At 68.4% G+C, this 23,884-nt stretch carries 25 protein-coding genes, 1 tRNA gene and 1 pseudogene; 14 read left to right on the top strand and 13 right to left on the bottom strand.

The features are described from left to right. Positions 1 to 544: 544 nt before the first annotated feature. The 5 genes from VGK78_RS01120 to VGK78_RS20295 all read right to left on the bottom strand — a co-directional run bounded on the left by VGK78_RS01120 (position 545) and on the right by VGK78_RS20295 (position 6,446). Entirely contained in the window at positions 545 to 1,369 is an 825-nt protein-coding gene (locus VGK78_RS01120) for a GNAT family protein (protein WP_331525405.1), read from the bottom strand. A gap of 42 nt (positions 1,370 to 1,411) precedes the next feature. Further along, the gene (locus tag VGK78_RS01115; RefSeq protein WP_331525404.1) at positions 1,412 to 2,107 is read right to left on the bottom strand and encodes a DUF2306 domain-containing protein; all 696 of its coding nucleotides are present in this window, start codon (positions 2,105 to 2,107) and stop codon (positions 1,412 to 1,414) included. After that, the gene (locus VGK78_RS01110) at positions 2,104 to 2,793 is read right to left on the bottom strand and encodes a hypothetical protein (RefSeq protein ID WP_331525403.1); all 690 of its coding nucleotides are present in this window, start codon (positions 2,791 to 2,793) and stop codon (positions 2,104 to 2,106) included. Before VGK78_RS01110 ends, VGK78_RS01115 begins: the two co-directional genes overlap by 4 nt. A 150-nt stretch (positions 2,794 to 2,943) precedes the next feature. Further along, on the bottom strand, positions 2,944 to 5,796 hold the full coding sequence (locus tag VGK78_RS01105) for a LuxR C-terminal-related transcriptional regulator (RefSeq protein ID WP_331525402.1): 2,853 nt from the start codon (positions 5,794 to 5,796) through the stop codon (positions 2,944 to 2,946). Further along, on the bottom strand, positions 5,793 to 6,446 hold the full coding sequence (locus VGK78_RS20295; RefSeq protein WP_414690614.1) for a helix-turn-helix domain-containing protein: 654 nt from the start codon (positions 6,444 to 6,446) through the stop codon (positions 5,793 to 5,795). The genes VGK78_RS01105 and VGK78_RS20295 overlap by 4 nt, the downstream gene beginning before the upstream one ends. 78 nt (positions 6,447 to 6,524) lie before the next feature. On the opposite strand from VGK78_RS20295, the pseudogene VGK78_RS20290 reads away from it, so the two are divergent. The 11 genes and pseudogenes from VGK78_RS20290 to VGK78_RS01050 all read left to right on the top strand — a co-directional run. Beyond that, a pseudogene (locus VGK78_RS20290) lies at positions 6,525 to 6,659 on the top strand (hypothetical protein); the annotation flags it as partial. A gap of 292 nt (positions 6,660 to 6,951) precedes the next feature. After that, positions 6,952 to 7,536 (top strand): NAD(P)/FAD-dependent oxidoreductase, encoded by a 585-nt coding sequence (locus VGK78_RS01095; protein ID WP_331525460.1) that lies wholly within the window; start codon positions 6,952 to 6,954, stop codon positions 7,534 to 7,536. A gap of 137 nt (positions 7,537 to 7,673) precedes the next feature. Next, positions 7,674 to 7,862: a hypothetical protein gene (locus tag VGK78_RS01090; protein WP_331525400.1), complete on the top strand. Its 189-nt coding sequence runs from the start codon at positions 7,674 to 7,676 to the stop codon at positions 7,860 to 7,862. 280 nt (positions 7,863 to 8,142) lie between these two features. Further along, positions 8,143 to 8,838 carry a hypothetical protein gene (locus tag VGK78_RS01085; protein ID WP_331525399.1) on the top strand — a complete coding sequence of 232 codons (696 nt, stop codon included), beginning with the start codon at positions 8,143 to 8,145 and terminating at the stop codon, positions 8,836 to 8,838. A gap of 61 nt (positions 8,839 to 8,899) precedes the next feature. Next, a complete protein-coding gene (locus VGK78_RS01080; protein ID WP_331525398.1) occupies positions 8,900 to 9,340 on the top strand; it encodes a hypothetical protein in 441 nt (146 codons plus the stop codon). A 399-nt stretch (positions 9,341 to 9,739) separates the two neighbouring features. Then, complete coding sequence (locus VGK78_RS01075) at positions 9,740 to 10,750, top strand: NAD(P)-dependent oxidoreductase (RefSeq protein WP_414690613.1); 1,011 nt, start codon at positions 9,740 to 9,742, stop codon at positions 10,748 to 10,750. After that, complete coding sequence (gene vanA / locus VGK78_RS01070; protein ID WP_331525397.1) at positions 10,747 to 11,784, top strand: D-alanine--(R)-lactate ligase; 1,038 nt, start codon at positions 10,747 to 10,749, stop codon at positions 11,782 to 11,784. Before VGK78_RS01075 ends, vanA begins: the two co-directional genes overlap by 4 nt. Next, a complete protein-coding gene (gene vanX, locus VGK78_RS01065) occupies positions 11,781 to 12,389 on the top strand; it encodes a D-Ala-D-Ala dipeptidase VanX (protein ID WP_331525396.1) in 609 nt (202 codons plus the stop codon). The genes vanA and vanX overlap by 4 nt, the downstream gene beginning before the upstream one ends. Before the next feature lie 67 nt (positions 12,390 to 12,456). Further along, positions 12,457 to 13,170: a response regulator transcription factor gene (locus VGK78_RS01060; RefSeq protein ID WP_331525395.1), complete on the top strand. Its 714-nt coding sequence runs from the start codon at positions 12,457 to 12,459 to the stop codon at positions 13,168 to 13,170. Continuing rightward, on the top strand, positions 13,163 to 14,281 hold the full coding sequence (locus VGK78_RS01055; protein ID WP_331525394.1) for a HAMP domain-containing sensor histidine kinase: 1,119 nt from the start codon (positions 13,163 to 13,165) through the stop codon (positions 14,279 to 14,281). Before VGK78_RS01060 ends, VGK78_RS01055 begins: the two co-directional genes overlap by 8 nt. 106 nt (positions 14,282 to 14,387) lie before the next feature. After that, complete coding sequence (locus tag VGK78_RS01050) at positions 14,388 to 14,810, top strand: carboxypeptidase-like regulatory domain-containing protein (RefSeq protein ID WP_331525393.1); 423 nt, start codon at positions 14,388 to 14,390, stop codon at positions 14,808 to 14,810. 144 nt (positions 14,811 to 14,954) lie between these two features. On the opposite strand, the gene VGK78_RS01045 is transcribed toward VGK78_RS01050, so the two are convergent. From VGK78_RS01045 to VGK78_RS01035, 3 genes are all read right to left on the bottom strand, one after another. Next, positions 14,955 to 15,152: a hypothetical protein gene (locus VGK78_RS01045; RefSeq protein ID WP_331525392.1), complete on the bottom strand. Its 198-nt coding sequence runs from the start codon at positions 15,150 to 15,152 to the stop codon at positions 14,955 to 14,957. Between the two features lie 246 nt (positions 15,153 to 15,398). Next, complete coding sequence (locus tag VGK78_RS01040) at positions 15,399 to 15,668, bottom strand: hypothetical protein (RefSeq protein WP_331525391.1); 270 nt, start codon at positions 15,666 to 15,668, stop codon at positions 15,399 to 15,401. 181 nt (positions 15,669 to 15,849) lie between these two features. Continuing rightward, positions 15,850 to 15,932 (bottom strand) — tRNA-Tyr (locus VGK78_RS01035). Between the two features lie 93 nt (positions 15,933 to 16,025). On the opposite strand from VGK78_RS01035, the gene VGK78_RS01030 reads away from it, so the two are divergent. After that, a complete protein-coding gene (locus tag VGK78_RS01030; protein ID WP_331525390.1) occupies positions 16,026 to 16,517 on the top strand; it encodes a YajQ family cyclic di-GMP-binding protein in 492 nt (163 codons plus the stop codon). A gap of 16 nt (positions 16,518 to 16,533) precedes the next feature. Here VGK78_RS01030 and VGK78_RS01025 read toward each other — a convergent pair whose 3' ends face one another. From VGK78_RS01025 to VGK78_RS01005, 5 genes are all read right to left on the bottom strand, one after another. Beyond that, positions 16,534 to 16,914 (bottom strand): VOC family protein, encoded by a 381-nt coding sequence (locus VGK78_RS01025; RefSeq protein WP_331525389.1) that lies wholly within the window; start codon positions 16,912 to 16,914, stop codon positions 16,534 to 16,536. A gap of 91 nt (positions 16,915 to 17,005) precedes the next feature. Beyond that, a complete protein-coding gene (locus tag VGK78_RS01020) occupies positions 17,006 to 18,040 on the bottom strand; it encodes a sulfate ABC transporter ATP-binding protein (protein ID WP_331525388.1) in 1,035 nt (344 codons plus the stop codon). Then, positions 18,037 to 18,852, bottom strand: a complete 816-nt coding sequence (locus VGK78_RS01015) for a sulfate ABC transporter permease (RefSeq protein ID WP_331525387.1) — start codon at positions 18,850 to 18,852, stop codon at positions 18,037 to 18,039. Before VGK78_RS01015 ends, VGK78_RS01020 begins: the two co-directional genes overlap by 4 nt. Then, positions 18,845 to 19,693 (bottom strand): sulfate ABC transporter permease subunit CysT, encoded by an 849-nt coding sequence (cysT, locus tag VGK78_RS01010; RefSeq protein ID WP_331525386.1) that lies wholly within the window; start codon positions 19,691 to 19,693, stop codon positions 18,845 to 18,847. Before cysT ends, VGK78_RS01015 begins: the two co-directional genes overlap by 8 nt. Position 19,694: 1 nt before the next feature. Then, positions 19,695 to 20,732: a sulfate ABC transporter substrate-binding protein gene (locus tag VGK78_RS01005; RefSeq protein WP_331525385.1), complete on the bottom strand. Its 1,038-nt coding sequence runs from the start codon at positions 20,730 to 20,732 to the stop codon at positions 19,695 to 19,697. 194 nt (positions 20,733 to 20,926) lie between these two features. Between VGK78_RS01005 and VGK78_RS01000 the strand changes: the two genes are divergently transcribed. Both VGK78_RS01000 and VGK78_RS00995 read left to right on the top strand, forming a co-directional pair. Continuing rightward, entirely contained in the window at positions 20,927 to 23,011 is a 2,085-nt protein-coding gene (locus VGK78_RS01000) for a 2-oxoacid:acceptor oxidoreductase subunit alpha (protein WP_414690612.1), read from the top strand. Further along, on the top strand, positions 23,008 to 23,884 hold an 877-nt coding region (locus tag VGK78_RS00995), incomplete at its 3' end, for a 2-oxoacid:ferredoxin oxidoreductase subunit beta (RefSeq protein WP_331525383.1). The genes VGK78_RS01000 and VGK78_RS00995, both read left to right, overlap by 4 nt.

Below are 23,884 nucleotides of genomic sequence, written 5' to 3'. Positions count from 1 at the left end.
AACCGGTCTCCCACCCCAAGGTCCCCATCGCTTGGGAGACGCGCCCTAGTGTTCTTCGAAATCCTTCCACCCGATCTCCGCTGCCCCCGTGTGACTGCGTCACTTCGCCAGAGCCGGCGTCAATCGCGGCGCTCCGGCGCTTGCGTACCGAAGGGTCGCCACCACCACCGCCGCCCCGCAGATCTCGGCGCTGGCCTAGTCCGTTCCCACTCCGCTTTGGTCAACAACTTGCCTGCCTTCACTTGCCTCGCGACGCATTCGGTGTGTGCATGACGGCGACGCCGACGGTCGCCCTCCGGATACAGCAGCGTGTTGGGATTCATCGCCAACAAGAACCCGTGGCAGATCGGACATGTGTATGTCTTCGCTGGCCGGCCTCGTGCCGGCCGCATGTCCCACCAACGCACTGGATCCGCCACCGAGCAAGGCTACGACCAACCGAAGCGCCGCTCTCGGGCGCCGCCACGCGTCGGTGTGGTCATTGCACACCGCTGGCAGCCGGCGCGACCTCAGCCCGCGTCGCTTCGCCGGGTGAGCACGGCGGCTATCCGGCCCATTCCTCGCGCAGTAGGGCGTAGTTGAGGGTGTCGAGCCACTGGCCGGAGCGATGGAGCGAGTCCTTGATCGCGTGGGTCTCACGTCGCATGCCGACGCGCTCCATGAGGCGCCAGGAGGTTTGGTTGGCGAGGAAGCAGTTGGCGACCACCCGGTGAACCTGCAGGTCCTCGAAGCAGAACCGGAGGAGTTCCCGGACTGCTTCAGTGGCGTATCCGACGCCGGTGTGTGACGGGTCGAGTACCCAGCCGAGCTCTGCCTGCGCACCCCGGGCTCGGTGGGTGACTTCGACTTGGGCCCAGGCGTCTTCGCGGCGCAGCATGAAATCGCCGACCAGTTGACCGTCTTGAGACCGTTCGACGATGACGGTCGTGGCCAGGCGAGACGGTTCGATGAATTGTTCACGGTAGGCGTCAATGGTGTCTGGGACACCGGTCAGCCATTCGTTGACGGGTCCGAGCCGGCGGTAGACCCAGGTGGCGCATGCATCGCGTGGTGCTGCGGAGCGGAGGATGAGCCGTTCGGTGCGGAGCGCTTCGTTCAGGATGGGTTCCACGCCGGTGGTCTCCTCGGCCTGCTCGAGCCCCAGCAGAGGGGCGCCGAGGTCGCGGATGCCGACCAGGACGCCGTGCAGCTGCGCCTGATCTGCCACCTTCAGGGTCACGGTTGTGGTCGCGTCGTCGTGGTGGACCAGGGTGACGTCGCCGAGCCAGTTCGACCAGTGATCATCGAGGTGTCCAGCAACGCGCAGTCGGTAGGTCGCCGCTGCGTCACGGAGGAGGCTTGGTGTGTCGTGTGTGCTGGGGCCAGTCATGGGGTTCTCCTGCGGCTTCGGGGTTCTGACAGCGACTGCGTGTCAGGCGGTCGCGTGCGTCCGGCGGCCCTGGTTGGCACGGCGGCGGGCTGGACGGCGGATGAGCCACTCGGCGACGGCAAGGTTGATGACCCAGCCGGCGCCCTTGGACAAGTCGGCGACCAGGACGCCGTGCCCGAAGATTCCTTCACCGATGCCTTCGGTAAAGGCCTGGGTGCCGGCGGCGAGACCGATGGCGTAGGTGCGCATCATCCAGGCCCTATGTGCGGCTATGTCGCGACGGCGGATGGCCGTGAAGCCGAGGACCAGGCAGGCCGCCATGGCCGGTGCGAAGACGAGACGGAGCACGAACAGGACGGCTCCGCTGCCAGGCTGCGGGTCGTAGAAGAGGGTGAGCCACAGGGCTGAGATGGCGACGACGAGCCCGGCGACAGCGACGACACGGCCGGCGCGGCGGTGCCACCTGCGGCGACGCAGCCGGGGGAGGAACTGGAATGCACCGAGGAACGCGAACACGGCGGCGCCGACGATGTGAGCCACAAGCGCGCCGGGGAAGCCCGCGAAGCGGTGGTCGGCTGGTATCGCGGTAGGGCCGCCCGCGAGCTGGACCAGTCGAAGGGCACCGGCAGCCAGCGGGATTGCCGACAGGGCGACCAAGGCCGCCGGGACCGGCCACGTGCGTGGCCGGCTCCGGTGACCGGTGGACGTCGTCACTGCGCGGGCCGCCTGGGTGTTCATCGGACCGGAGCGGCCCGGACCGTGGTGGACTGTGCAGCGGCCGTCGGCGCTCGGTCGGAGCCGCGCTGCTGGCGCCAGAGGGAGACGCCGAGGCCGATGAGGGCAATGCCCTCGGGGACGGCCATCGGTCGGTTGAATGTGTCGGGCAGGAACGCCAGCGAAGCGGTGGCGACGGTGGAGAGCGACAGCAGTATGGCGGCCCAGCGGGCTAGGACGTGGGCTCGGAACAGCGCGATTCCGAAGACGAGGCCGCCGACCATGTAGCAAGCGCCGGTGAGGTTGAACAGGACCTGCATGTGGCCGATGTTCCCGACCGGATGGCCGCCCGCGGCGGTGACGACCACGTCGTTCACGAAGCCGGGTTGTGAGTGGGTGAGGCCCGGCAGGAGGGCTGCGGCCATGGCCTCAGTCGGGAGCATCATCAGGTAGCCGGCGGCGAAGACAAGGTAGCCGACCAGACCGAGGGCCTTCATCTGCCGGACCTGGGACAGGTAGATACCGGTGATACCCGCGATGGCCAGGCCGCACATGAGTGACTTCGCGAACGAGCGGATGACCCACTGGTTGGTCTGGGTCAGGTAGCTGTCGGTGGGCGGGTGGTTGATCTGGACGGCGATGAAGATGGCGCCGGCTGTGGCGGCGGCGAGGCCGGCGGCCTGGGTGAGGCCGCGGGTGGTGACGTTCATGTCGGGCTCCTGGTTCTGCCGAGCGGGTGTCCGGCGATGTCGAGGAACCTAGGAACCGACGTGGTGAGCCCACATCACCAGGTGATGTGAGGGAGGTGGTGATTCTGCGTGACCTCGCCGTCAGCACATCTCGGAAGCGGCGGAATCGGTTCAGCTGGCGAATCGGTTGAGCAGGCCGAGCTGGTGTCCGCGGCTGACCGCCGAACGTCGGTTGTTGACGTCGAGCTTGGTGTAGATGTGCCGGGTGTGGGTCCGCACTGTGTTCAACGACACGACCAGCTGACGGGCGATGGCGGGACCGTCGAGATCTGAGGCGAGGAGGCGGAGCACGTCGAGCTCGCGGTCGCTGAGCGGGTCGATCAGCCCTTCTCCGGCGACCGCGGCCACAGCCCTGCCGGCCCTCACCGACCTCCCATCGGTCGGGTCTGCGGGCAGGTCGAGCCCTCTGGCACCGTCATCGTCGGTCTCGAGTGCAGTCAGGACGCGTTCGACGAACCGAGACCCCGGGCGGCTGCCCGCAACCGCATCTAGGGCTGGGACGACGGCCGGCCCCGCGTCCACGAAGTACCTCACCCATCCGTCTGGTTGGGCCAGGTCGATGGCACGCTCGAGGGCGGCGATGGCGGCCCTTTCGGCACCCGCTGCTGCGTGGGCTCGGGCCAGCAGCGTCTCGACCTCGATGACCGTCCCGAACCTACCGCCGGCCGCGGCGGCCTCCCGCAGTCGTTCGAGCAGTCCGAGGCTTGCCTCGAGCGGGGCTGGCGTCCCCGAAGCGGCATGCTCGGCCAGGAGGACACGCGCCAGGGTCAGGTGCTCGTACTCGCGCAGGTAGGACAGGTCGTCGTCGGCGGCGAGGCCGTGGCGGCGTGCCCACTCGGCGGCGGCGTCGACATCGCCACACGCGAGAAGCACCCGGGCACGGGTGGCGTGGATGGGGTGCACCTGGGGCGAGAAGTCACCGACGTAGACCCGTTCGGCTTCGTCCAGCAATTCCACTGCGGTGCCGTAGTCACCCTCCGCAGCGCGGAGGCGCGCCAAGGCGACGCGCCACCGGTACGGGTGCTGCGGCAGCCCTGCTGCCTCGCCGACCGCATCGGCGCGGCGTAGGTACTCAGCAGCCTGACTGAGGTCGTTGCGGTGCCAGGCTGCGCGGCTGAGTCCGACCATGATGTCGGCGCTCCCTCGCAGCACCGGACGGGCTTCGACGCCGGCCAGGCTGGCGGGACCAGCGGCGGCAGGCTGGGTGGACTGGGTGGTCTGAACAGGCTCGTACTCGCCGGCAAGGCCGAGTGCGCGTTCGAGCGTGTTCTCGGCGTCTCGAAGACGGCCGAGGGCCAGCTCCATGTCGGCCAGGGTGAGCGAACAGCCGAGAACGTCGGCGATGTGTCCTGCGCGGGTCAGCCCGTCGGCGCACTCGGTGTAGGCGGCGTGAGCTGCCGCGATGTCACCCATCGCCCAGTTGGCCAAACCTGACAGCCCAGCTGCGGCCGCTCGGGTCAGGTGGTCTGTCTCCGGGGCCTTGGCCGTGGCGTTGCGTGCGTGCCTGATGGCGCCGGCCAGGTCGCCCGCCACGAGCTCGAGCCCGGCGCGGAAAGTCTCGACCGCGCCGGGGAGCCGTTCTAGCTCGCTGGGATCGAGTACGACCAGCTCGGCGGCGGGTCGGGTCAGCATCTCTTCGACCTCGCCCAGGCGGCGGTCCACGTCGGCGAAGTCGTTGCTGGCCATCAGCCCCCCGACCAGGCCGACTGCGAGCACCGGGCGGTCGCGGATGACCTCGTCTGGTAGCTGCGTGGCCCACCCTCGCAGCACGCTTTCCCGGCGAAGTCGCCGCAGCTCCGGAAGCGCCTGCTCGACCAGGTCAGCGGCGCGGTTCATGTCGCCGGCGGTGATGGCGTGCCGCACCGCATCCTCGGGCTGGCCCGCTCCGGCGTACCACTCGCTGGCGCGGCGATGCAGCTCGGCGATGTCTGCGGGGCGTTCCGACAACAAACGGGCTCGGAGGACGTCAGCAAACAAGTGGTGGTAGCGATACCAGCGTCGCTGGTCGTCCAGCGGGACGACGAACAGGTTGCGACGCTCCAACGACTCCAGCATCGTGGCCCCACTCGTGCCTTCGGGCACGGCGTCGGTGACGGCGTCACACAGGGCGCCGTTAAGGCGGTCGAGGACTGCGGTTTCGAGCAGGAAGTCGCGCACCTCGTCGGGCTCCTGGCCGAGCACCTCCTCCACGAGGTAGTCAACGACGTACCGGTCGTCCCCGGTGAAGCCGGAGATGAACGTCGACGGGTCGTCGCGGCCGCGCAGCGACAGGGCAGCCAGTTGGAGCGAGGCGACCCAGCCTTCGGTGCGATGGGTCAGCGCCTGAACGTCGTCCGGGTTGAACGACCGTCCGGTGGCTGCGGTCAGGAACTCCGAGACCTCGGCGTCGGTGAACCGCAGGTCGCTGGCGCGCACCTCGACGAGCTGACCGCGTGCTCTCAGCCGCGCCAACGGGAGGGTCGGGTCGGCGCGTGTGCTGATCATCAACCTGACCTGCGGCGGTAACCGCTCGAGCAGGAAGACCAGGCCCGGCCGGACCGCCGGCCCATCGGCGAGGTGGTAGTCGTCGAGCACCACAACGACGTCGTCAGGCATGACGCTCAGCTCGTTGAGGACCGCCGTCAACGCGGCCTCGACAGGCTGACCGGCACCCAAGCCTGCCAGGCCGGCTGACCCGGTGCCGGGCGCCGCCCGTTCGAGGGCAGCCAGCACGTAGGTCCAGAACACCTCCGGCTCTACGTCCCCGGCATCGAGAGCCACCCACGCGACTCGCGCACCCGTGGCGGCAGCCAGGGAAGCAACCCACGAGCCAACGAGGGTGGTCTTCCCGAACCCGGCCGGCGCCGACACCAAGGTCAGGCGGCCCGCGCCGGACAGATGCTCGTAGAGGCGCGGTCGCAGCACGGCACCTTCGCGTGGTGGAGGGGCGTAGAACTTCGTCTCGACCAGCGGCGTCGACGTCATGACCCGTCCTCGTGCCCGAGAACGCGCTCGTCGTCCCGGCCGCGTGTGGACGCACGTACATGCATCTGCTCACCGGGGCGGCCGAAGATGCTCAGCACCTCGGCCGGCCCTTCGCCGGTACTGCCGAACCAGTGCGGCAGCTGGGTGTCGAAGTCGGCGGCCTCACCGGCCTCCAACACCAGGTCCTGATGGCCGAGGACGAGACGCATCCGGCCGGTCAGTACGTACAGCCACTCGTACCCGTCATGGGCGCGAGGCTCCGGGGTCGACTGGATGGCCGGGATGACGATCTTCCACGCCTGCACGCCTCCGGGATGCCGAGTCAGTGGAAGAACCGTTCGGCCGTGGACGCGACGTGGCTTCAAGCGAATGCGCGGGTCGCCCGACTCGGGGGCGCCGACGAGTTCGTCGAGCGGAACCCGGTACAGGTCAGCCAACGGGAGAAGCAGCTCCAGGCTCGGTTTCCGCTGGCCGTTCTCCAGCCGCGACAGCGTGCTCTTGGAGATGCCGGTCCGCTCCGCGACCTCTGTAAGCGTCACGCCTCGTTGCTCGCGCACTTTGCGGAGCCGCGGCGCTACCGCGTCCAAGGCCGTGGCGATGGCCGAACCCGCCCCCGGTCGTCCGCCCGGCGGCTTGACCCCCGCTCCCATGGAGTCATCTTGGGTGCCTTTTCCCAGGAACGGCAACATTCGTTGTCGCCCGCTCTCGCGGCGTGGACCCTCGTCGCCATGAACGAGAACAGCACCAGCATCCCGCACGAGATAGCGGGAACCACCGAGGACAACGCGCACTTCGTCGACTCGGACGTGGTGGTCGTCGGCGGCGGTGCGGCCGGACTGTCTGCCGCGCTCGTCCTGACTCGAGCCCGCAGACGTGTCGTCGTCGTCGACGCCGGCCACCCCCGCAACGCCCCGGCCGCCCACATGCAAGGCTTCCTCGGCTCCGACGGTCTCCCACCCAGCGAGCTCCTCGCCGCCGGTCGCAAGGAAGTAGCCGGCTACGGCGGCCACCTCCTCACCGGCACCGTCACCACTATCACCAGCAGCAACGGCGCTGACGGTTCGCCCGCGTTCCATGTACTCCTCGAGGAGGGAACTTCCCTGACCACCCGGCGCGTCCTGGTCACCACCGTGGCTCCACGACGAAGTTCCCGACATCCCCGGCGTCCGCGAACGCTGGGGCATAGACCTCCTTCACTGCCCGCACTGCCACGGCTACGAGGTCCGGGACCAGCCGCTCGGCGTCCTCGGCGGCTCGCCCGAGTCCCTCACCCACGCGCTGCTCATCCGGCAATGGTCCGAGGACGTCGTCCTCTTCGCCGACGGCGCCACCCTCGCCGCCGAGCAGCGCGAGAAACTCATCGCCGCAGCCATCGGCATCGTCGACGACGACGTCGCCCGTCTAGTCGTCGAAGGCGACCACCTCATCGGCGTCGAGCTAGCGAATGGGCACGTTGTCCCCAGGTCCGCCGTCTTCGTCCGACCCGACCTCGCCCCCAACGGCGCTCTGCTCACCGACCTCGGCTGCGCGGTCCACGACAACGGCTGGGTCACCGTAGACCAGACCGGGGAGACCAGTGTGGCCGGCGTCTGGGCAGCCGGGAACGCCACCAACCCCAGAGCCCAGGTCATCACCGCCGCCGGGGAAGGGTCGTCTGCGGCCATCGCCATCAACAACGACCTCACCGAAGAGGACGCCGAGCACGCGGTCATCCGCTACAGGCTCGGACTGCACGCCTAGACCCCGAGACCCACCACCGGTACCAGCAACACACCACACCCATTAGGAGCTTCACCATGTCCGGAACCCCACAGACCTCGAGCGGTAACGGCTCATCCCGCCAAGTCGGCCCGCCCAGCAAGCACCAACTCGCCCTCATGATCTGGGTCGCCGTCTTCCCAACCCTGACCATCCTCAACCTCGCCCTGAAGCCGTGGCTGACGCAGATGGGACCCGTCCTGAGGACCTTCGTCCTGGCGACCATCGCGGTCCCCATCGTCATCTATGGCCTCATGCCACGCCTGCACCGACTGCGCGCTCATCTCCCGATCCGCACGGCCTCCTGACCGGCCATGAACTTCCGCGGGACGCTCAGCGCGACCCCCGCGCGCCACCGAGTCTCAGGCGAAACGTCGGGGTCGGCCTCGCCGGCCACGACACGGATGCCCCCAGTCCCCCGGGCGTGGGGGCATCCACCCCAGCGACCTTTCACCACCGCAGTCATCACACCTGGTGACGTCGGGTCACCACATCGGCTCCTAGCTTCTCGGCACAACAAGGGTCCACTCGACCACCACCACGTTCAGTCCCGGCCACCAGCGCTCTGAACAGTTCACAGGAGCAGTCATGAAGACCCATTCGACCAGCGCACTCCGCATAGCAGCCGTGGCCGCAGCCATCGCAGGCCTCAGCTACGTCCTCGTCGGAGTCCTCCACCCCCCGAACGTCAGTTCTTCAGTGATCACGACCCGCTGGGAAGTCGTCCACTACCTCGCATGCCTCATGGCCGTCAGCGGGTTCGCGGGCATCACCGGGGTGTACGCCCGACAGCTCAGCCGCGGCGCCGGATGGCTCACCGGGGTCGGCTACGCGTTGCTGAGCTTGTGGTTTGCCCTCATCCTCGGTTTCAGCTTCGTCGAGGCGTTCGTCCTTCCCCACGTCGCCGGCACCTCACCCGGATTCGTCGACGGCTGGATGTCCATGTTCGACGGCACCCACAGCAACACCGACCTCGGTGCCCTGCCCTTGCTGTGGACCATCACCGCGCCGATGTACATGCTGGGTGGCCTCATCTTCGGAGTGGCCGTCTTCCGCAGCGGCGTCCCCTCACGCGGTGCCGGACTGCTGCTCGGGTTCGGAACGCTGGCCGCGCCTCTGGCATCGGTCCTGCCAGCCGCGGCCCAGCCCAAAATCGCGATTCCGGTCGGGCTGGCACTCATGTGGCTCGGCTGGGGACTCCTCGCAGACGTGACCACAGCCGCCCGCGAAATCGACGCACACCCAGGCCTCCCCAGCACACGGGCGAGCGCCCCGGCGCACTAGGCCGACCCGTCCCGCCAGACGCCTGCGTGCGAACCCATCACCTTCTCGAACAGGAGACACCATGACCATCACCGAACCCCACGTCACCTCGCCGCCACGCAGGCAAGAACTCTCCCTCGCGCGCTTGTGCGCCTTGCGCGCCGGTTACCTCTTCATGGGCCTCGGGCTCGCCATCGTGAAGTGGCCACTCATCGCCGACGCATCCAGCATGCCCATCTACGAGGGAGTCACCCTCTGCATGCTGACCGCCATGTCGCTCTTGGCGTTCCTCGGCTTGCGGTACCCGATCAAGCTGTTGCCGGTGCTGTTGTTCGAGTCCGCCTGGAAACTCCTTTGGCTTGGACTCGTGGCCCTCCCCAGAGCCTTGGGTGGTGGTCTCGATGCCGCCACCACTCAGATGCTGACCAGGAACTCTCTCGTCGTCGTGATCCTGGCCGTCATCCCGTGGCGCTACGTCTGGCGCAAGTACGTTCGCGCAGAGGGTGATCCCTGGCGTTCGTGAGGTCGGCCCGGCGAATCACTCTGCCCGGGCAACGTCCCGCTCCATGTACCCGCGCGTGGCGCGTCCTTCCGCCGGCTGACGGCGCGGGCGTCCCAAGTCCCGCCCTGGCCGTCGTCGGCACCCTGCTGTGGGTTGGCCCGATCGTCGGCCTGGGATACGCGGTCGGCAAGCCCGCGGCCGATGTGGTCCACCCAATCGACCACTACTCCACGCTCCGGACCATCGTGTTCATGCCCGTGGAGATCGGCATCCGGTCTCGGAGACGTCGTCGCGCTATCTGGTGACTCGTCGACGAGGCTCGGGCGACGCCTATCGTCGGCGTATCCGAATCCGGATACGTGCTCGCAACGCGAGCTCGCTTTGACTGGAGCGGTGACGAAGCAGGAGTCGGGACGAACGGTGGCCCGCCGCGTCCAGCCACCGTTCGTCGTGTCGCCGAAGACGGTCCTGCAGGCTGGGATCACGGCGTACGGGTGCGATGTGGCCGAGGCGGCCTTGTTCCGCGAGGCGGCCGAGTGCTTCTTAGGGCCGATCACCGTCACCGAGGCTCCGGTGTCGGCGAGCACCGTCGACCTCGCGCGGGGCAACCGGTGCATCAGCGTCGATCACAAGACCCGGGTGTCGAACCCGACTCTGCTGCAGCTCAGCCGGGCGGGCGTGGCGTACGTCTCGACGAGGAGCATCGGGCTGAACCACATTGACGTGGACTACGCGCACAGCGTTGGGATCTCGGTCGAGGCCGTCGAGTACTCGCCGGACAGCGTCGCGGACTACACGATGATGCTGATTCTGATGTCGCTGCGGCACGCGAAGTCCGTTGTGAGCCGGGTGAGTGTGCACGACTTCCGGCTGTACGGCGTGCGCGGACGGGAGCTGCGCGACCTCACCGTGGGAGTGGTCGGAACCGGACGGATCGGCTCCGCGGTGATCGACCGGCTTCGGGGCTTCGGGTGCCGGATCCTCGGGCATGACACGTGTCCGGCGACGAGTGCTCCCTACGTCTCGCTCGACGAGCTCGTGCGGCGCAGCGACATCGTCACGCTCCACACACCGCTCACTGCGGCGACACACCACCTGCTGAATCGTGAGCGCATCGACCGGCTCAAGCCCGGCGCGATCGTCGTCAACACGGGACGAGGCGCCCTGCTCGACACCGAAGCCCTGGTCCAGGCCTTGGAGCGCGGACAGCTCGGTGGTGCGGCGCTTGACGTCTTGGAGGGCGAGGACGGCATCTTCTACGCCGACCGCCGGGCCGCGCTTCTCGAGCACACGCTGCTGCTCCGGCTGGAACCGCTGCCGAACGTCGTGATCAGTCCGCACACAGCCTTCTACACCGACCACGCGCTCAGGGACGCCGTCAGGAACTCCGTCGCCGGCTGCCTGCGCTTCGAGACGAGGAGCACAGCATGACCAGACCGAGGATCGGGATCCTGTTCGGCGGCAGGTCCGAAGAGCATCCGGTCTCCCTCAAGTCCGCACAGGAAGTGGCCAGGCACCTCGACACCGACGCGTACGAAGCCTTCTACATCGGCATCACCGAGAACGGAGCCTGGAAGCTCTGCGACGAACCCGAGCCGGGCTGGGAGAAGCGCGGGCGACCGGTCGTGCTGTCACCCGATCCGAACGTGCACGGACTGCTGGTCCTCGACGAGGGCCGCTACGAGCCGGTGCCCCTGGACGTCGTGTTCCCCGTCCTCCACGGCAGGTTCGGCGAAGACGGCGCGGTGCAGGGACTGCTGGAGCTCTCCGGCGTCCCCTATGTCGGCTGCGACGTGCCGAGCTCCGCCCTCTGCATGGACAAGGCCCTGACCTACACCGTGGCCCGCAGCGCCGGGATCACCACGCCGATCCACTGGGTCGTGCAGCACAACGAGAAGGCGGACGCCGAGAAGTTCCGCTACCCCGTCTTCGTCAAGCCGGCGCGATCGGGGTCGTCCTTCGGCGTCAGCAAGGTGACGCGCAGGGAGGATCTGCCCGAGGCGATCGAGGCCGCACGGCGATACGACGGGAAGGTTCTGGTCGAGGAGGCAGTCGCCGGCTGCGAGGTCGGCTGCGCGATCCTCGGGGAACGCTTCGGCTTGGTCGCCGGCGAGGTGGACCGCGTGGCGCTCTCGCACGGCTTCTTCCGGATCCATCAGGAGGACTCACCGGAGACCGGCTCGGAGAACTCGACGTTCATCGTCCCCGCCGACATCTCCGAGGAGTCGCGCCGGCTCGTGCAGGAGACCGCCAAGACGATCTACCGTGCGCTCGGCTGCCGGGGTCTGGCCCGGGTCGACCTCTTCCTCAAGGAGGACGGGCAGGTGCTGCTGAACGAGGTCAACACCCTGCCCGGCCTGACGTCGTACAGCCGTTACCCGCGGATGATGGCCGCAGCCGGGCTGCCACTCTCGGACGTGATCGACCGGCTCGTGTCGCTGACCCTGCACGGGAAGCGGCGATGATCGACGACTTCGTCTTCGTCGACGACTGGGTGCCCGGCATTCGGTGGGACGCCAAATACGCCACCTGGGACAACTTCACCGGACGGCCGGTGCAGGGGTACGCCGTCAACCGGATCGCCGGCACCAAGACGCTGTGCGTTGCACTGGCGAGCGCGCGGGACGGGGCCGCCGCTCGGGGCTTCGGCCTGCTCCTCTGGGACGGCTACCGCCCCCAGACTGCCGTTGACTCCTTCGTCCGCTGGTCCACGCGGCCGGAGGACGGCCGCACCAAGCAGCGCCACTACCCGAACATCGACCGGGCGGACATGTTCGAGCGGGGGTACGTCGCCACCAAGTCGGGTCACAGCCGGGGCAGCACGGTCGACCTGACCCTCTACCGGCTCGACACCGGCGACGTCGCGGCCACGGGCGGGGGTCACGACCTGATGGACTCGGTCTCGCACCACGGAGCCCGGGAGATCAGGGGGGAGGAGGCGCGGAACCGCGAGCAACTCCGGTCGATCATGGAGAACGCTGGCTTCAGCGCCTACGACTGCGAATGGTGGCACTACACCCTGCGCGACGAGCCCTACCCAGACACCTATTTCGACTTCCCGGTTTCCTAGGGCGGCCGGAGGTGCCGGGGGCTTTTCGATACGCCACCGACATGCGGCCCTTCTCTAGCATCGGGGCATGCGCGTGCTGATCGTCGAGGACGAGCCACTCATGGCCGAGGGCATCCGCGACGGCCTGCGCCTTGAAGCGATCGCCGCCGACATCGCTGGCGACGGCGACACCGCCGTGGAACTGCTGAGCATCAACGATTACGACCTCGCTGTGCTCGACCGCGACATCCCTGGGCCGTCCGGCGACGAGATCGCCGAACGCATCGTCGCCTCCGGCAGCGGCATGCCGATCCTCATGCTGACGGCCGCCGACCGGCTCGACGACAAGGCCTCCGGGTTCGAGCTCGGCGCCGACGACTATCTGACCAAGCCGTTCGAGCTCCGCGAGCTGGTGCTCCGGCTCCGGGCGTTGGACCGCAGGCGCGCCCACCACCGGCCCCCCCTTCGCGAGATCGCGGGTCTACGGGTCGACCCCTTTCGCCGTGAGGTCTACCGCGATGGCCGATACGTCGCCCTCACTCGGAAGCAGTTCGCCGTGCTCGAGGTTCTCGTCGCTGCCGAAGGCGGCGTCGTCAGCGCCGAACAGCTGCTCGAGCGGGCGTGGGACGAGAACGCGGACCCGTTCACGAACGCCGTACGCATCACGGTCTCCGCGCTGCGCAAACGGCTCGGGGAGCCGTGGATCATCGGCACCGTGCCCGGCGTCGGCTACCGCATCGACACCGGATCGGGCGCCAGCCACGAGGCCGCCGACGAGCCCCCAGGAGGCGACCGTGGATAGGGAACCCGGACTGAGCGTCCGCCTCAAGCTCACGCTCAGCTACGCCGGATTCCTCATGCTGGCAGGCGCCGTGGTGCTCACCGTCGGCTACTTCTCCCTGTCTCGAGGTGTGCATCCCGGGGTGATCTTCATGGTGCGCAGTCACGCCGACCTGGTGCACTACTTCGCCCCGACCGCGGCCATCGTGATGGCGTTCCTGCTGGTGTTCGGTCTCGCCGGGGGGTGGATCCTCGCCGGGCGGATGCTCGCCCCGCTCGACCGGATCACCGACGCCACTCGGATCGCCGCGAGCGGGTCGCTGTCCCACCGAATCGCGATGGAGGGCCGGCAAGACGAGTTCCGTGAACTCGCCGACAGCTTCGATGCCATGCTCGCCCGGGTCGAGGCGCAGGTGGCGGAGCAGCAGAGGTTCGCGGCGAACGCCTCCCACGAGCTACGGACCCCGCTGGCTATCACGCAGACGCTCCTCGACGTGGCCCGCGAGAACCCGGACCGTGGCGCCGGCGAGCTCGTCGAGCGGCTCCGCCTCGTCAACGCCCGTGCCATCGATCTCACGGAGGCGTTGCTGCTGCTCAGCCGCGTCGACCAACAGTCCTTCACCCGGGAGAGTGTCGACCTATCCCTGCTGGCCGAGGAGGCAACCGAGACGCTCCTGCCGCTGGCGGAGACGCACGGCGTCATCCTCGAGACCTCCGGCGAGACGGCCACGGCGAGCGGCTCTTACCCGCTACTCCTGCAGCTGACGACGAACCTCGTTCACAACGCGATCGTCCACAACCTGCCCGAGCACGGCACGGTCTGCGTCACCACCGGCGTCCGCTCCTCGAGGGCGGTCCTCACGGTCCGGAACACCGGCGAGAAGCTGAGCGCTCAGCTGGTCTCCATCCTCGCTGAGCCGTTCCAACGAGGCACCCAGCGGATCCATTCCACGCATGCCGGTGTCGGCCTCGGACTCGCCATTGTGAAGCGGATCGTCCAAGCACAGGACGGCATCCTCACGCTCACGCCACAAGCAACCGGCGGACTCTGCGCCACGGTCCAACTACCGGTCGCACGGCTGGACTCGGGCTCGGCTACACCATCGCAGTCGCCAAATCCGCGATGGACCTGACGCATCTCCTCAGGCCAACAGTCACGTGGGTCATATCGCGGAGTCATGACCCCCATAGACCGTCTCTCGTGCCGCATCGGTGTCGTCGCCGTCGCGGGCATGGCTGGTGGAACTGCGGTCCGGACCAGGACGTCTCATTCCCGTGCGCGTTTGTGCGGTGGTGGCCGTCGCGGTAGCCGTTTCGTTCCTCGCCAGTTGCGGCGAGCAGGGCGACTCCGAGGCGACCCGCGACCAATCAGGGATCGCTGGCCGGGTCCACCTTGGCCCGCAATGTCCCGTGGTAACAAAGGATCGTCCTTGCGCGGACAAGCCGGCGGCAGGCTCGACGGTCACCATCGTCATCCAGCCCCGCGGGGAGGTGGTCGCGCGCACGACTACCAACGTCGATGGCACCTACCGCGTCGCCGTGGCACCGGGGAACTATGTGGTCACAGCAGACGCCGGCATGTCGTGCGAGGTGATGAAGACGCGAGTCACCGCTGCCAACTACTCCCGAGTCGAGATCCCCTGCGACACCGGGATCCGGTGACCGCCAGGTGACTGCTCAACGTCGAGTGCCGAGTCGTGCTTCAGCGACCCGGGCGTGGCGATCCGCACTCCAAGACCACCAGACCGATGATCCGCTTGTCCGGCGCCGCAACATCCAGCGCGCGTCATACCGCCGCATGCGGACTCAGCCGGTCTGTCGACCCTCGATCGGCCGAGAGGGCTTGTCGGCGCTCGCTCCGTCGAGGAACGCGTCGCGCATACGTGCATCGCAGCGCGGGTCGCCGATGCCGCAGCATGACCGCAGCTTGACCCGGCCGCTGATGGACCCGACCACAAGGAACGCGAGGAAACCCATCACTGGGATTGCGAACACCCACGTCATGGCGCACCTTCCGCACTGTTCACCACCAGCCTATGGCCTTGACGGATCGCTTGGGCTGCGTTCGCCAATCCGCCGGCGGTCGGCGCAGACCTGAGCGCTTACGTGACGACGAGCGACCCGTGGGCGCGCCGCGGAGGGCTCGCACTCACGTCGATATGGCCTGTTCGCTCCAGACAAGCCCGGACGTCTCCGCCCTCGACCGCTCCTCGACCCACCTCGTGGTGACGAGGCGATCAGACGCGGGCTCTATGAGGAGCGGGGTGGCTTGGCGTCTTGCACGCCGAGGTAATGGGCAAGCGCGAGCTCGACCTCAGCGAGTTGGTCTCGTGTCAGGTAGTCGACCGGGTCGCCCACGACGAAGGCGGCGTCGATCGAGCGGAGTTGGTCGACCAGCATTCGCCTCGTCCGACCGGCGATCACGAGTTCGGGGCGGTGGATGGACGGGCCTGCCGAGGTGGATGTGGGGATCACGGTTGCGACCGAGAGAGTCGGGCGAAAACCGATCGATGCAGGCATGCCACGAAGATGCAGGATGTTCGACAAATGTTCGACACTCGGGTCCGGCCGCCCTCAGCCACAGTTCTCCAGGCTCAGTCGCTGATCCGCGGTCGGCGCAGCCGGCTGCGAGCGACCCACCACAGCGAGGACACCGACGAACCCGCCCTGGGCCCGCCGGCCATCAAGGACAACCGACGTGTGGCAGATCCAGGATTCGAACCTGGGTAGGTATACACCGACGGATTTACAGTCCGCTCCCATTGGCCGCTCGGGCAATCTGCCGTGCCTGCCGCCCCACCGGTTGGCGGCGCTGCGGGCGGTCGGAAGAATAGCAAGGCACCACCGGAGACCCGAATTCGCCAGGAGGGCAGGCAGATGGCCGACAGCTCGTTCGACATCGTGAGCAAGATCGACCGGCAGGAGGTCGACAACGCGCTCGGCCAGACCGCGCGCGAGATCGCGACGCGCTTCGACTTCAAAGGCACCGGCGCCACGATCGCGTGGCAGGGCGAGCAGGCGATCGAGATCAGTGCCTCCGCCGACGACCGGGCCAGCGCCGTCCTCGACGTCTTCAAGCAGAAGCTGGTCAAGCGCAACCAGAGCCTGAAGATCCTGGACACCTCCGAGCCCCGGCAGTCGGGACAGGTCTCGAAGATCGCAGTCGCGCTCAAGGAGGGGATCACCTCCGAGGACGCCAAGAAGATCTCCAAGCTGATCCGCGACGAGGGTCCGAAGGGCGTCAAGGCGCAGATCCAGGGTGACGAGCTGCGGGTGTCCAGCAAGAAGCGCGACCACCTCCAGGCCGTGATCGCGCTGGTGAAGCAGCAGGACTACGAGTTCGCGGTGCAGTTCACCAACTACCGCTGACCGGCAGCGGCGTCGTTCAGTCGGTGTACAGGCAGAACGGGTGCCCCGCGGGATCGAGCATCACTCGGACGTTCTCCTGCGGCTGGTACTCCGCCTGCTCGGCGCCCACCTCGACGGCGTACGCGACGGCCTGGTCCAGGTCGTCGACCTCGAGGTCGAGATGCATCGACATCTGAGGCTCGCCGTCGACGGTCGGCCACACCGGCCGGGCGTAGTTCTTCTCGGTCGCGAAGGCGAAGTTGTACCCGGCACCCTCCGACGGAGCGAGGTCCACCCACGAGTCCGACTCGTTGAAGATCGTCCAGCCCAGTAGTCGCTGGTAGAAGTGGGCGAGCTCGCGGGCGTCCGGTGCGTCGAGGACGACGCCGAACCAGGTCTTGCTCGTACGCAGCGCCATGACCACTCTTGTGCCCCGCCTCCGCGCTCGCATGCACCGTCGGGCTTCGTCCCTTGCGGCTCGCTCCGCCAGGGGGCTGTGAGGCCGGCTCTCAACCCGCCAGCTCGGTCCGCACCACGGGCTTCATCGCGGGAACCGCCGCGGCGCCCGAGGACGGGGTGAGCCAGACGCGTGATCCCTCGGCGAGGTCGAGGGCGCGGGCGTGCGCCCGCGTGGTGACGACGGAGACTTCCTGGCCGTCCTCGGTGCCGGCGACGATGCGCACCTCGAAGCCCACGCGGGTGAGTCGGAGGATGTCGGCGGCGACCCCGCCTGCGAGCTCCGGGGAGCGGGTGAGCTCGATGTCGTGCGGACGGAGCCGGGCCTCGCCGAGCCGGGTCACCTCACCGAGGAAGCCCATCACGAACTCGTTGGCGGGCTCGTCGTACAACGTGTCCGGCGTGCCGACCTGCTCGATCCGGCCCTCGTTGATGACCACGATCTCGTCGGCTACCTCCATAGCCTCCTCCTGGTCATGGGTGACGAAGACGGTCGTCACCGGCACCTCGTCGTGGAGGCGGCGCAGCCAGTCGCGCAGCTCCTTGCGGACCTTCGCGTCCAACGCGCCGAACGGCTCGTCGAGCAGCAGCACCTTGGGTCGTACGGCGAGTGCCCGGGCGAGTGCCATCCGTTGGCGCTGGCCTCCCGACAGCTGGGAGGGCAACCGGTCCGCGAACTGCGACAGGTGCACGAGCCGCAACAGCTCGTCGACCCGCTCCTGAATCCGCTCCCGATCCCGGCGTCGTTGAGGGGTCCACGGGGGGCGGAGCCCGCCGTGCGTCCGAATTTCCAGGCCGAACGCGACGTTCTCGGCGACCGTCATGTGCTTGAAGACCGCGTAGTGCTGGAAGACGAACCCGACGTTGCGCTTCTGCGGCGACATCCGGGTCGCGTCCACCCCCTCGATGGAGATCGTGCCGGAGTCGACCTTCTCCAGTCCGGCGATGATCCGCAGCAGCGTGGACTTGCCGCCCCCCGACGGGCCCAGCAGGGCGGTCAGCTGACCGGTGGGCAGGGAGACGTCGACGTCCTCCAGCGCCACGAAGTCGCCGAAACGCTTGGTGACGTTCCTGATCTCGATGCTCATGAGGTGGTGGACTCCTTCGGGCGCAGCAGGGAGACGACGAGGATGAAGAGGACGCTGACCAGGACGAGCAGGAAGGACACGGCGTACGCCTCGTTCTGGGCGAAATTGGTGTACTTCTGCTCGACCACGAGCGGCGCGGTCTGGGTCTGGCCGGTGAGGTTTCCCGAGACGATCTTGAGGGCGCCGAACTCGCCGAGCGAGCGGGCCAGCGAGAGGACGACGCCGTACACGACGGCCCACTTGACGGCGGGCAGCGTGATCCGGCGGAGGGTCTGGAGCGCGCTCGCGCCGAGGCTCCGGGCCGCCTGCTCCTGGTCGTCGCCGATCTCCTCGAGCACCGGCACCACCTCGCGTACGACGAGGGGCAGGGCGACGAAGCAGGTCGCCATGATCATGCCGGGGCTGTTGAAGATCACGACCAGGCCGTGGCTTTCCAGGGTCGGCCCGAACCAGCCGGTGCGACCGTTGTAGACCAGCAGCAACGCCAGCCCGATGACCACCGGGGAGACCGACATCGGCAGGTCGACCAGCGCCGACAGCAGTCGCCTGCCGGGGAACTCGTGGCGCACCAGCAGCAGCGCCATGCCCACCCCGAAGACCGTGTTGATGGCGACCGCCCACAGCGAGATCTCCGCCGTGACCAGCAGGGCGTGCGTGACGTCCGGATCGGACATCGCGGCGTCGATGCCGGCAAGACCGTCGGCGAAGGTGCGCTGCGCGAGCGCGATCACCGGCCAGCCGACCAGGAAGAAGACGTACGCCGCGGCGACCAGCCGGAGCGTCCAGCTAGCAGGGCGTGGGAGCTCAACCACGGCGTGCCACCCGGCGCTGGAGCACGTCGAGCGCGAGGATCACCGCGAGCGCGACGCCGAGCATGATCGTGGCCAGCGCCGCCGCCGATGTGCGATCTCCGCCTTCGATGAAGCTCAGCACGCGCACCGACACCACCTCCGTGCGGAACGGCAGCGATCCGCTGAGCAGCACCAGGGATCCGTACTCCGAGATCGCCCGGGCGAACGAGAGCGCAGCGCCGGCCGCGACCGCCGGGATGACGGCGGGCAGCACGACACGGCGAAGGGTCGTCGTCCGCGAGGCACCGAGCGACGCGGCCGCCTCTTCGACGTCCGCGTCCAGCTCGGCGAGCACCGGCTGGACGGTCCTGACCACGAACGGGAGGGTCACGAACGCCAGGGCCAGGGTGACCGAGGACTGCGTGTTCGAGACGTTGACGCCGAGCGGGCTCCTCGGCCCGTAGAGGCTCAGCAGCACCAGGCCGGCCACGATCGTCGGCATCGCGAACGGGATGTCGATGACGAGGTCGAGCAGGCGCTTGCCCACGAACCGGTCACGCACCAGGACCCAGGCGATCAGCGTGCCCATCACCACGTTCACCCCGGTGACGAGGAGCGACTGTCCGACGGTCAGCTTGATGGCTGCCCAGGACTGCGGGTTCGTGAGCGTGTCGACGTACCCGTGCCACCCCTCGCCACCGGCCGTCGCCACGATGGCGGCGAGCGGGATCAGGACCAGCAGGCTGAACCAGAGCAGCACGACCCCGAGGCCGAGGCTCGACCCGCCGGTGAGGGTCCATCGGGCACCCGGACGGCCGCGCCCGACCGCCCGGGTGTCCTGACCGAGGACGGCAGTGCTCACGTCAGCTGCCGATGTTCAGACCGGAGAGGATCTTGGTGATGACCCCGGTCTTGTCGTCGAAGAACTCGCTGTTGGCCTTGTCCCAGCCTACGAAGTCCCGGTCGATCGTGTACAGGTGCGGCACCTTCGGGAACGGGTTGCTCGGATCGTTGGTGCCCGGCACCTTCGTCCGCACGCCACTGATGACCGGCCGGAAGCCGGCCTTCGCGTAGAGCGCCTGACCCGCCGGGCTCAGCTGGAAGTCCAGGAAGTCCCGGGCCTTCGACGACGCGTCGGTTGTGACCGCGGCCGGGTTCTCGATCAGCAGGGTGTCCCGCGGCACCACGTAGTCCACCGCGTCTCCCGCCGCTCGGGCCTCGATCGAGTCGTTCTCGTAGGCGAGGAGGACGTCGCCGTTGCCGGCCAGGAACGACGCCAGGGCGTCGCTGCCGCTGCCAGGCATGGCAACCGTGTTGTGCAGGAGCTTCGTCACGAAGTCCTTCGCCTTGCCGGCAGAGCCGCCCGGGGCGTCAGCGGCGTGCGCCCAGGCGGCGAGGATGTTCCACTTGGCCGATCCGGACGACGCCGGGCTGGGCGTGATCACTTTGACGCCGGGCTTGACGAGGTCGTCCCAGCTCGTGATGCCGAGCGGGTTGCCCTTGCGGACCAGGAACACCACGACCGAGTCGGTGAGGATGCCGTGGGTCGCGTTCTGATCCCAGTTCTTGCCCACCAGACCGGCGTCGACCAGCGACTGCACGTCGGGGGTCAGAGAGAGGTGGACCTCGTCGGCGTGGAGGCCGCCGGCGACCGCGCGCGACTGGTCCCCGGACGCGCCGTACGACGTCGTGAACTCGACGCCCTTGCCGGCCGGGGTCTTCCGGAACGCCGAGATCACCGGCTCGTTGGCCGTCTTGAGCACCGAGAAGCCCACGATGCTCAGGTGGTTCGCGTCGGCGGTGGCTCCGTTGGAGGCGGCGCAGCCGGCCAGGGCGGCCAGGGCGGCAGGGGCTGCCAGGGCCGAGGCCACCAACGCCGCGAGCCTGATCCGTCGGGTCATGTCTGCTCTCTCTTTCGTCTCGGACTCGACTCGTTGAGTCATGTAAGTCATGTTATTCACTAGACTTTAGCAGCAGCGGCCGGAACGGGCGCAACCGCCTCCCCGTCGTGTCGCGATGCGGACGGCGGTTGGTGGGCAGCCTCACTGTCCGAAACGGCGCGATCGTTTCGGTTGGGCCCGGGCGCCGGACTATCGTGGAGGAGTTGCGCCGAGCACCGGACACCCGGTCATTCACGAGGGCAAGCAGTGCCCCGGGGGCAGAAGGAAGTGCAGGTAGGTTGTCCAAGCAGGTCAAGCGGCTCGACCGCGTGATCATCCGGTTCGCTGGCGACTCGGGCGACGGCATGCAACTGACCGGAGACCGGTTCACCCAGGAGTCCGCGGCGTTCGGCAACGACCTCTCGACGTTGCCCAACTTTCCCGCCGAGATCCGCGCTCCGCAGGGCACACTGCCCGGCGTCTCGTCGTTCCAGGTCCACTTCGCCGACCACGACATCCTGACGCCCGGCGACGCCCCCGACGTCCTCGTCGCGATGAACCCGGCAGCCCTGCGCGCCAACCTCGGCGACCTGCCGAAGGGCGCCACCATCGTCGTGGACACCCACGACTTCACCTCGCGCAACCTGAGCAAGGCCGGTTACGCCGCGAACCCGCTCGAGGACGAGAGCCTGTCCGAGTACGCCGTCCACGCGCTCGACCTGACCGGCATGACCGTCGAGGCCGTGAAGGACTTCGGCCTGTCCCGCAAGGACGCCGCCCGGGCCAAGAACATGTTCGCGCTGGGGCTGTTGTCCTGGCTCTACGGCCGGCCCACCGAGTCGACCATCGCGTTCCTGCAGAAGCGCTTCGCCAAGGTCCCCGACATCCGCGACGCGAACGTCACGGCGTACCGCGCGGGCTGGAACTTCGGCGAGACGACCGAGACCTTCGTGGTGTCCTACGAGATCAAGCCGGCACCGATGCCGGCCGGCACCTACCGCAACATCACCGGCAACCTCGCGCTCGCCTACGGGCTCATCGCCGGCAGCGTCCAGTCGGGACTCCGGCTCTTCCTCGGGTCCTACCCGATCACCCCGGCCTCCGACATCCTGCACGAGCTCAGCAAGCACAAGGCGTTCGGCGTCACGACGTTCCAGGCAGAGGACGAGATCGCCGGGATCGGCGCAGCGATCGGCGCGTCGTTCTCCGGCAGCCTCGGCGTCACCACGACCTCCGGACCGGGCATCGCGTTGAAGTCCGAGTCGATCGGCCTCGCGGTGATGACCGAGCTGCCGCTCCTGGTCGTCGACGTCCAGCGCGGCGGCCCGTCCACCGGGCTGCCGACCAAGACCGAGCAGGCCGACCTGCTGCAGGCGATGTTCGGTCGCAACGGCGAGGCGCCGGTTCCGATCGTGGCACCGCGCTCACCCGGCGACTGCTTCGACACCGCGCTCGAGGCGATGCGCATCGCGATCACCTACCGCACGCCGGTGATGCTGCTGTCGGACGGCTACCTCGCCAACGGCTCCGAGCCGTGGCGCATCCCGGAGCTGTCCGAGCTGCCGGAGATCGACCCGGCGTTCGCGACCGAGCCCAACCACGTGGTCCCCGGCACCAACGGGGACTCGAGCGACGACAAGCGTGAGTTCTGGCCCTACCTCCGCGACGAGCAGACGCTCGCCCGGCCGTGGGCCATCCCGGGTACGCCGGGGCTCGAGCACCGCATCGGCGGTCTCGAGAAGAGCGACGGTCACGGCAACATCAGCTACGACCCGGCCAACCACGACTTCATGGTGCGCACCCGCGCCGCCAAGGTGGAGCGCATCGCGGAGTCGCTTCCTCCGCTCGGGGTCGATGACCCCGAGGCCGAGGATGGGCAGGGCGCGAAGGTGCTCGTGCTGGGCTGGGGGTCGACGTACGGTCCGATCGGCGCGGCCGTACGCCGTGTGCGCAACGCCGGTTACCACGTCGCCCAGGCGCACCTGCGCCACCTGAACCCGTTCCCCCGCGACCTCGGCGACGTCCTGAAGCGCTACGACAAGGTGCTGATCCCCGAGATGAACCTGGGTCAGCTCGCGATGCTGATCCGTGCGCGCTACCTGGTCGACGCCGTGGGCTACAACCACGTGCGTGGGCTTCCGTTGAAGGCCATGGAGCTCGCCGAGGCGATCGGCAACCTGGTCGCCGACGCCGAGGGGATCGAGGTCGACCTGAGTGACCCGGTCGACGCCACCACCTCGGGCACGGCGGGCGCATCAGGGACATCGGGCACCTCGAGCACCGCAGGAGACCAGCGATGACCACCGATCTGCCCCAGCCCGTCGCACGTAGCGGCATCGAGCTCGTACCGACGCTCACCGACGAAGCCGCGCCCCTCACCGGGAAGGACTTCACCAGCGACCAGGAGGTCCGCTGGTGCCCGGGCTGCGGCGACTACGCCGTGCTGAAGGCCGTGCAGGGCTTCCTGCCCGACCTCGGCCTGCGCCGCGAGAACATCGTGTTCGTGTCCGGCATCGGCTGCTCGGCCCGGTTCCCGTACTACCTCGAGACCTACGGCATGCACTCGATCCACGGACGCGCCCCGTCGATCGCCACGGGCATCGCGACCTCGCGTGAGGACCTCTCGGTGTGGGTCGTCACCGGTGACGGCGATGCGCTGTCGATCGGGGGGAACCACCTGATCCATGCGCTCCGCCGCAACGTCAACATGACGATCCTGCTGTTCAACAACCGGATCTACGGACTGACCAAGGGGCAGTACTCCCCCACCTCCGAAGAGGGCAAGATCACCAAGTCGACCCCGATGGGGTCGCTCGACCACCCGTTCAACCCGGTGTCCCTCGCGCTCGGCGCCGAGGCGACGTTCGTGGCCCGCACCATCGACTCGGACCGCAAGCACCTCACCGCCGTCCTGACGGCCGCCGCCGAGCACCGCGGCACGTCGCTGGTCGAGATCTACCAGAACTGCCCCATCTTCAACGACGGTGCGTTCGACGCGGTGAAGTCGCCGGTCACGCGTGACGAGGCGATCATCCCGCTGGTCCACGGCGAGCCGATCCGCTTCGGCGCCCCCGGAGCCGACGGCAGCGGCTCACGGGGCCTGATCCGCGACCCGGCGACCGGAGGCGTGAAGATCGTCGAGGTCGGAGACGCCCCCGACCAGGTGTCCGCCG

This window comes from Nocardioides sp. (genome assembly GCF_036503465.1).
Lineage (GTDB): Bacteria > Actinomycetota > Actinomycetes > Propionibacteriales > Nocardioidaceae > Nocardioides.
This window is presented reverse-complemented; position numbering and strand designations above follow the sequence as displayed.

What these genes read in the sequence shown, in the direction of transcription:
- VGK78_RS01105 (WP_331525402.1), bottom strand. Translation starts at nt 5,796, where the DNA reads ATGACGTCGACGCCGCTGGTCGAGACGAAGTTCTACGCCCCTCCACCA.
- VGK78_RS01040 (WP_331525391.1), bottom strand. Translation starts at nt 15,668, where the DNA reads ATGCCTGCATCGATCGGTTTTCGCCCGACTCTCTCGGTCGCAACCGTG.
- VGK78_RS01090 (WP_331525400.1), top strand. Translation starts at nt 7,674, where the DNA reads ATGATCTGGGTCGCCGTCTTCCCAACCCTGACCATCCTCAACCTCGCC.
- vanA (WP_331525397.1), top strand. Translation starts at nt 10,747, where the DNA reads ATGACCAGACCGAGGATCGGGATCCTGTTCGGCGGCAGGTCCGAAGAG.
- vanX (WP_331525396.1), top strand. Translation starts at nt 11,781, where the DNA reads ATGATCGACGACTTCGTCTTCGTCGACGACTGGGTGCCCGGCATTCGG.
- VGK78_RS01020 (WP_331525388.1), bottom strand. Translation starts at nt 18,040, where the DNA reads ATGAGCATCGAGATCAGGAACGTCACCAAGCGTTTCGGCGACTTCGTG.
- VGK78_RS01060 (WP_331525395.1), top strand. Translation starts at nt 12,457, where the DNA reads ATGCGCGTGCTGATCGTCGAGGACGAGCCACTCATGGCCGAGGGCATC.
- VGK78_RS01080 (WP_331525398.1), top strand. Translation starts at nt 8,900, where the DNA reads ATGACCATCACCGAACCCCACGTCACCTCGCCGCCACGCAGGCAAGAA.
- VGK78_RS01115 (WP_331525404.1), bottom strand. Translation starts at nt 2,107, where the DNA reads ATGAACACCCAGGCGGCCCGCGCAGTGACGACGTCCACCGGTCACCGG.
- VGK78_RS20295 (WP_414690614.1), bottom strand. Translation starts at nt 6,446, where the DNA reads ATGGGAGCGGGGGTCAAGCCGCCGGGCGGACGACCGGGGGCGGGTTCG.
- VGK78_RS01005 (WP_331525385.1), bottom strand. Translation starts at nt 20,732, where the DNA reads ATGACCCGACGGATCAGGCTCGCGGCGTTGGTGGCCTCGGCCCTGGCA.
- VGK78_RS01045 (WP_331525392.1), bottom strand. Translation starts at nt 15,152, where the DNA reads ATGACGTGGGTGTTCGCAATCCCAGTGATGGGTTTCCTCGCGTTCCTT.
- VGK78_RS01120 (WP_331525405.1), bottom strand. Translation starts at nt 1,369, where the DNA reads ATGACTGGCCCCAGCACACACGACACACCAAGCCTCCTCCGTGACGCA.
- VGK78_RS01085 (WP_331525399.1), top strand. Translation starts at nt 8,143, where the DNA reads ATGAAGACCCATTCGACCAGCGCACTCCGCATAGCAGCCGTGGCCGCA.
- VGK78_RS01025 (WP_331525389.1), bottom strand. Translation starts at nt 16,914, where the DNA reads ATGGCGCTGCGTACGAGCAAGACCTGGTTCGGCGTCGTCCTCGACGCA.
- VGK78_RS01110 (WP_331525403.1), bottom strand. Translation starts at nt 2,793, where the DNA reads ATGAACGTCACCACCCGCGGCCTCACCCAGGCCGCCGGCCTCGCCGCC.
- VGK78_RS01030 (WP_331525390.1), top strand. Translation starts at nt 16,026, where the DNA reads ATGGCCGACAGCTCGTTCGACATCGTGAGCAAGATCGACCGGCAGGAG.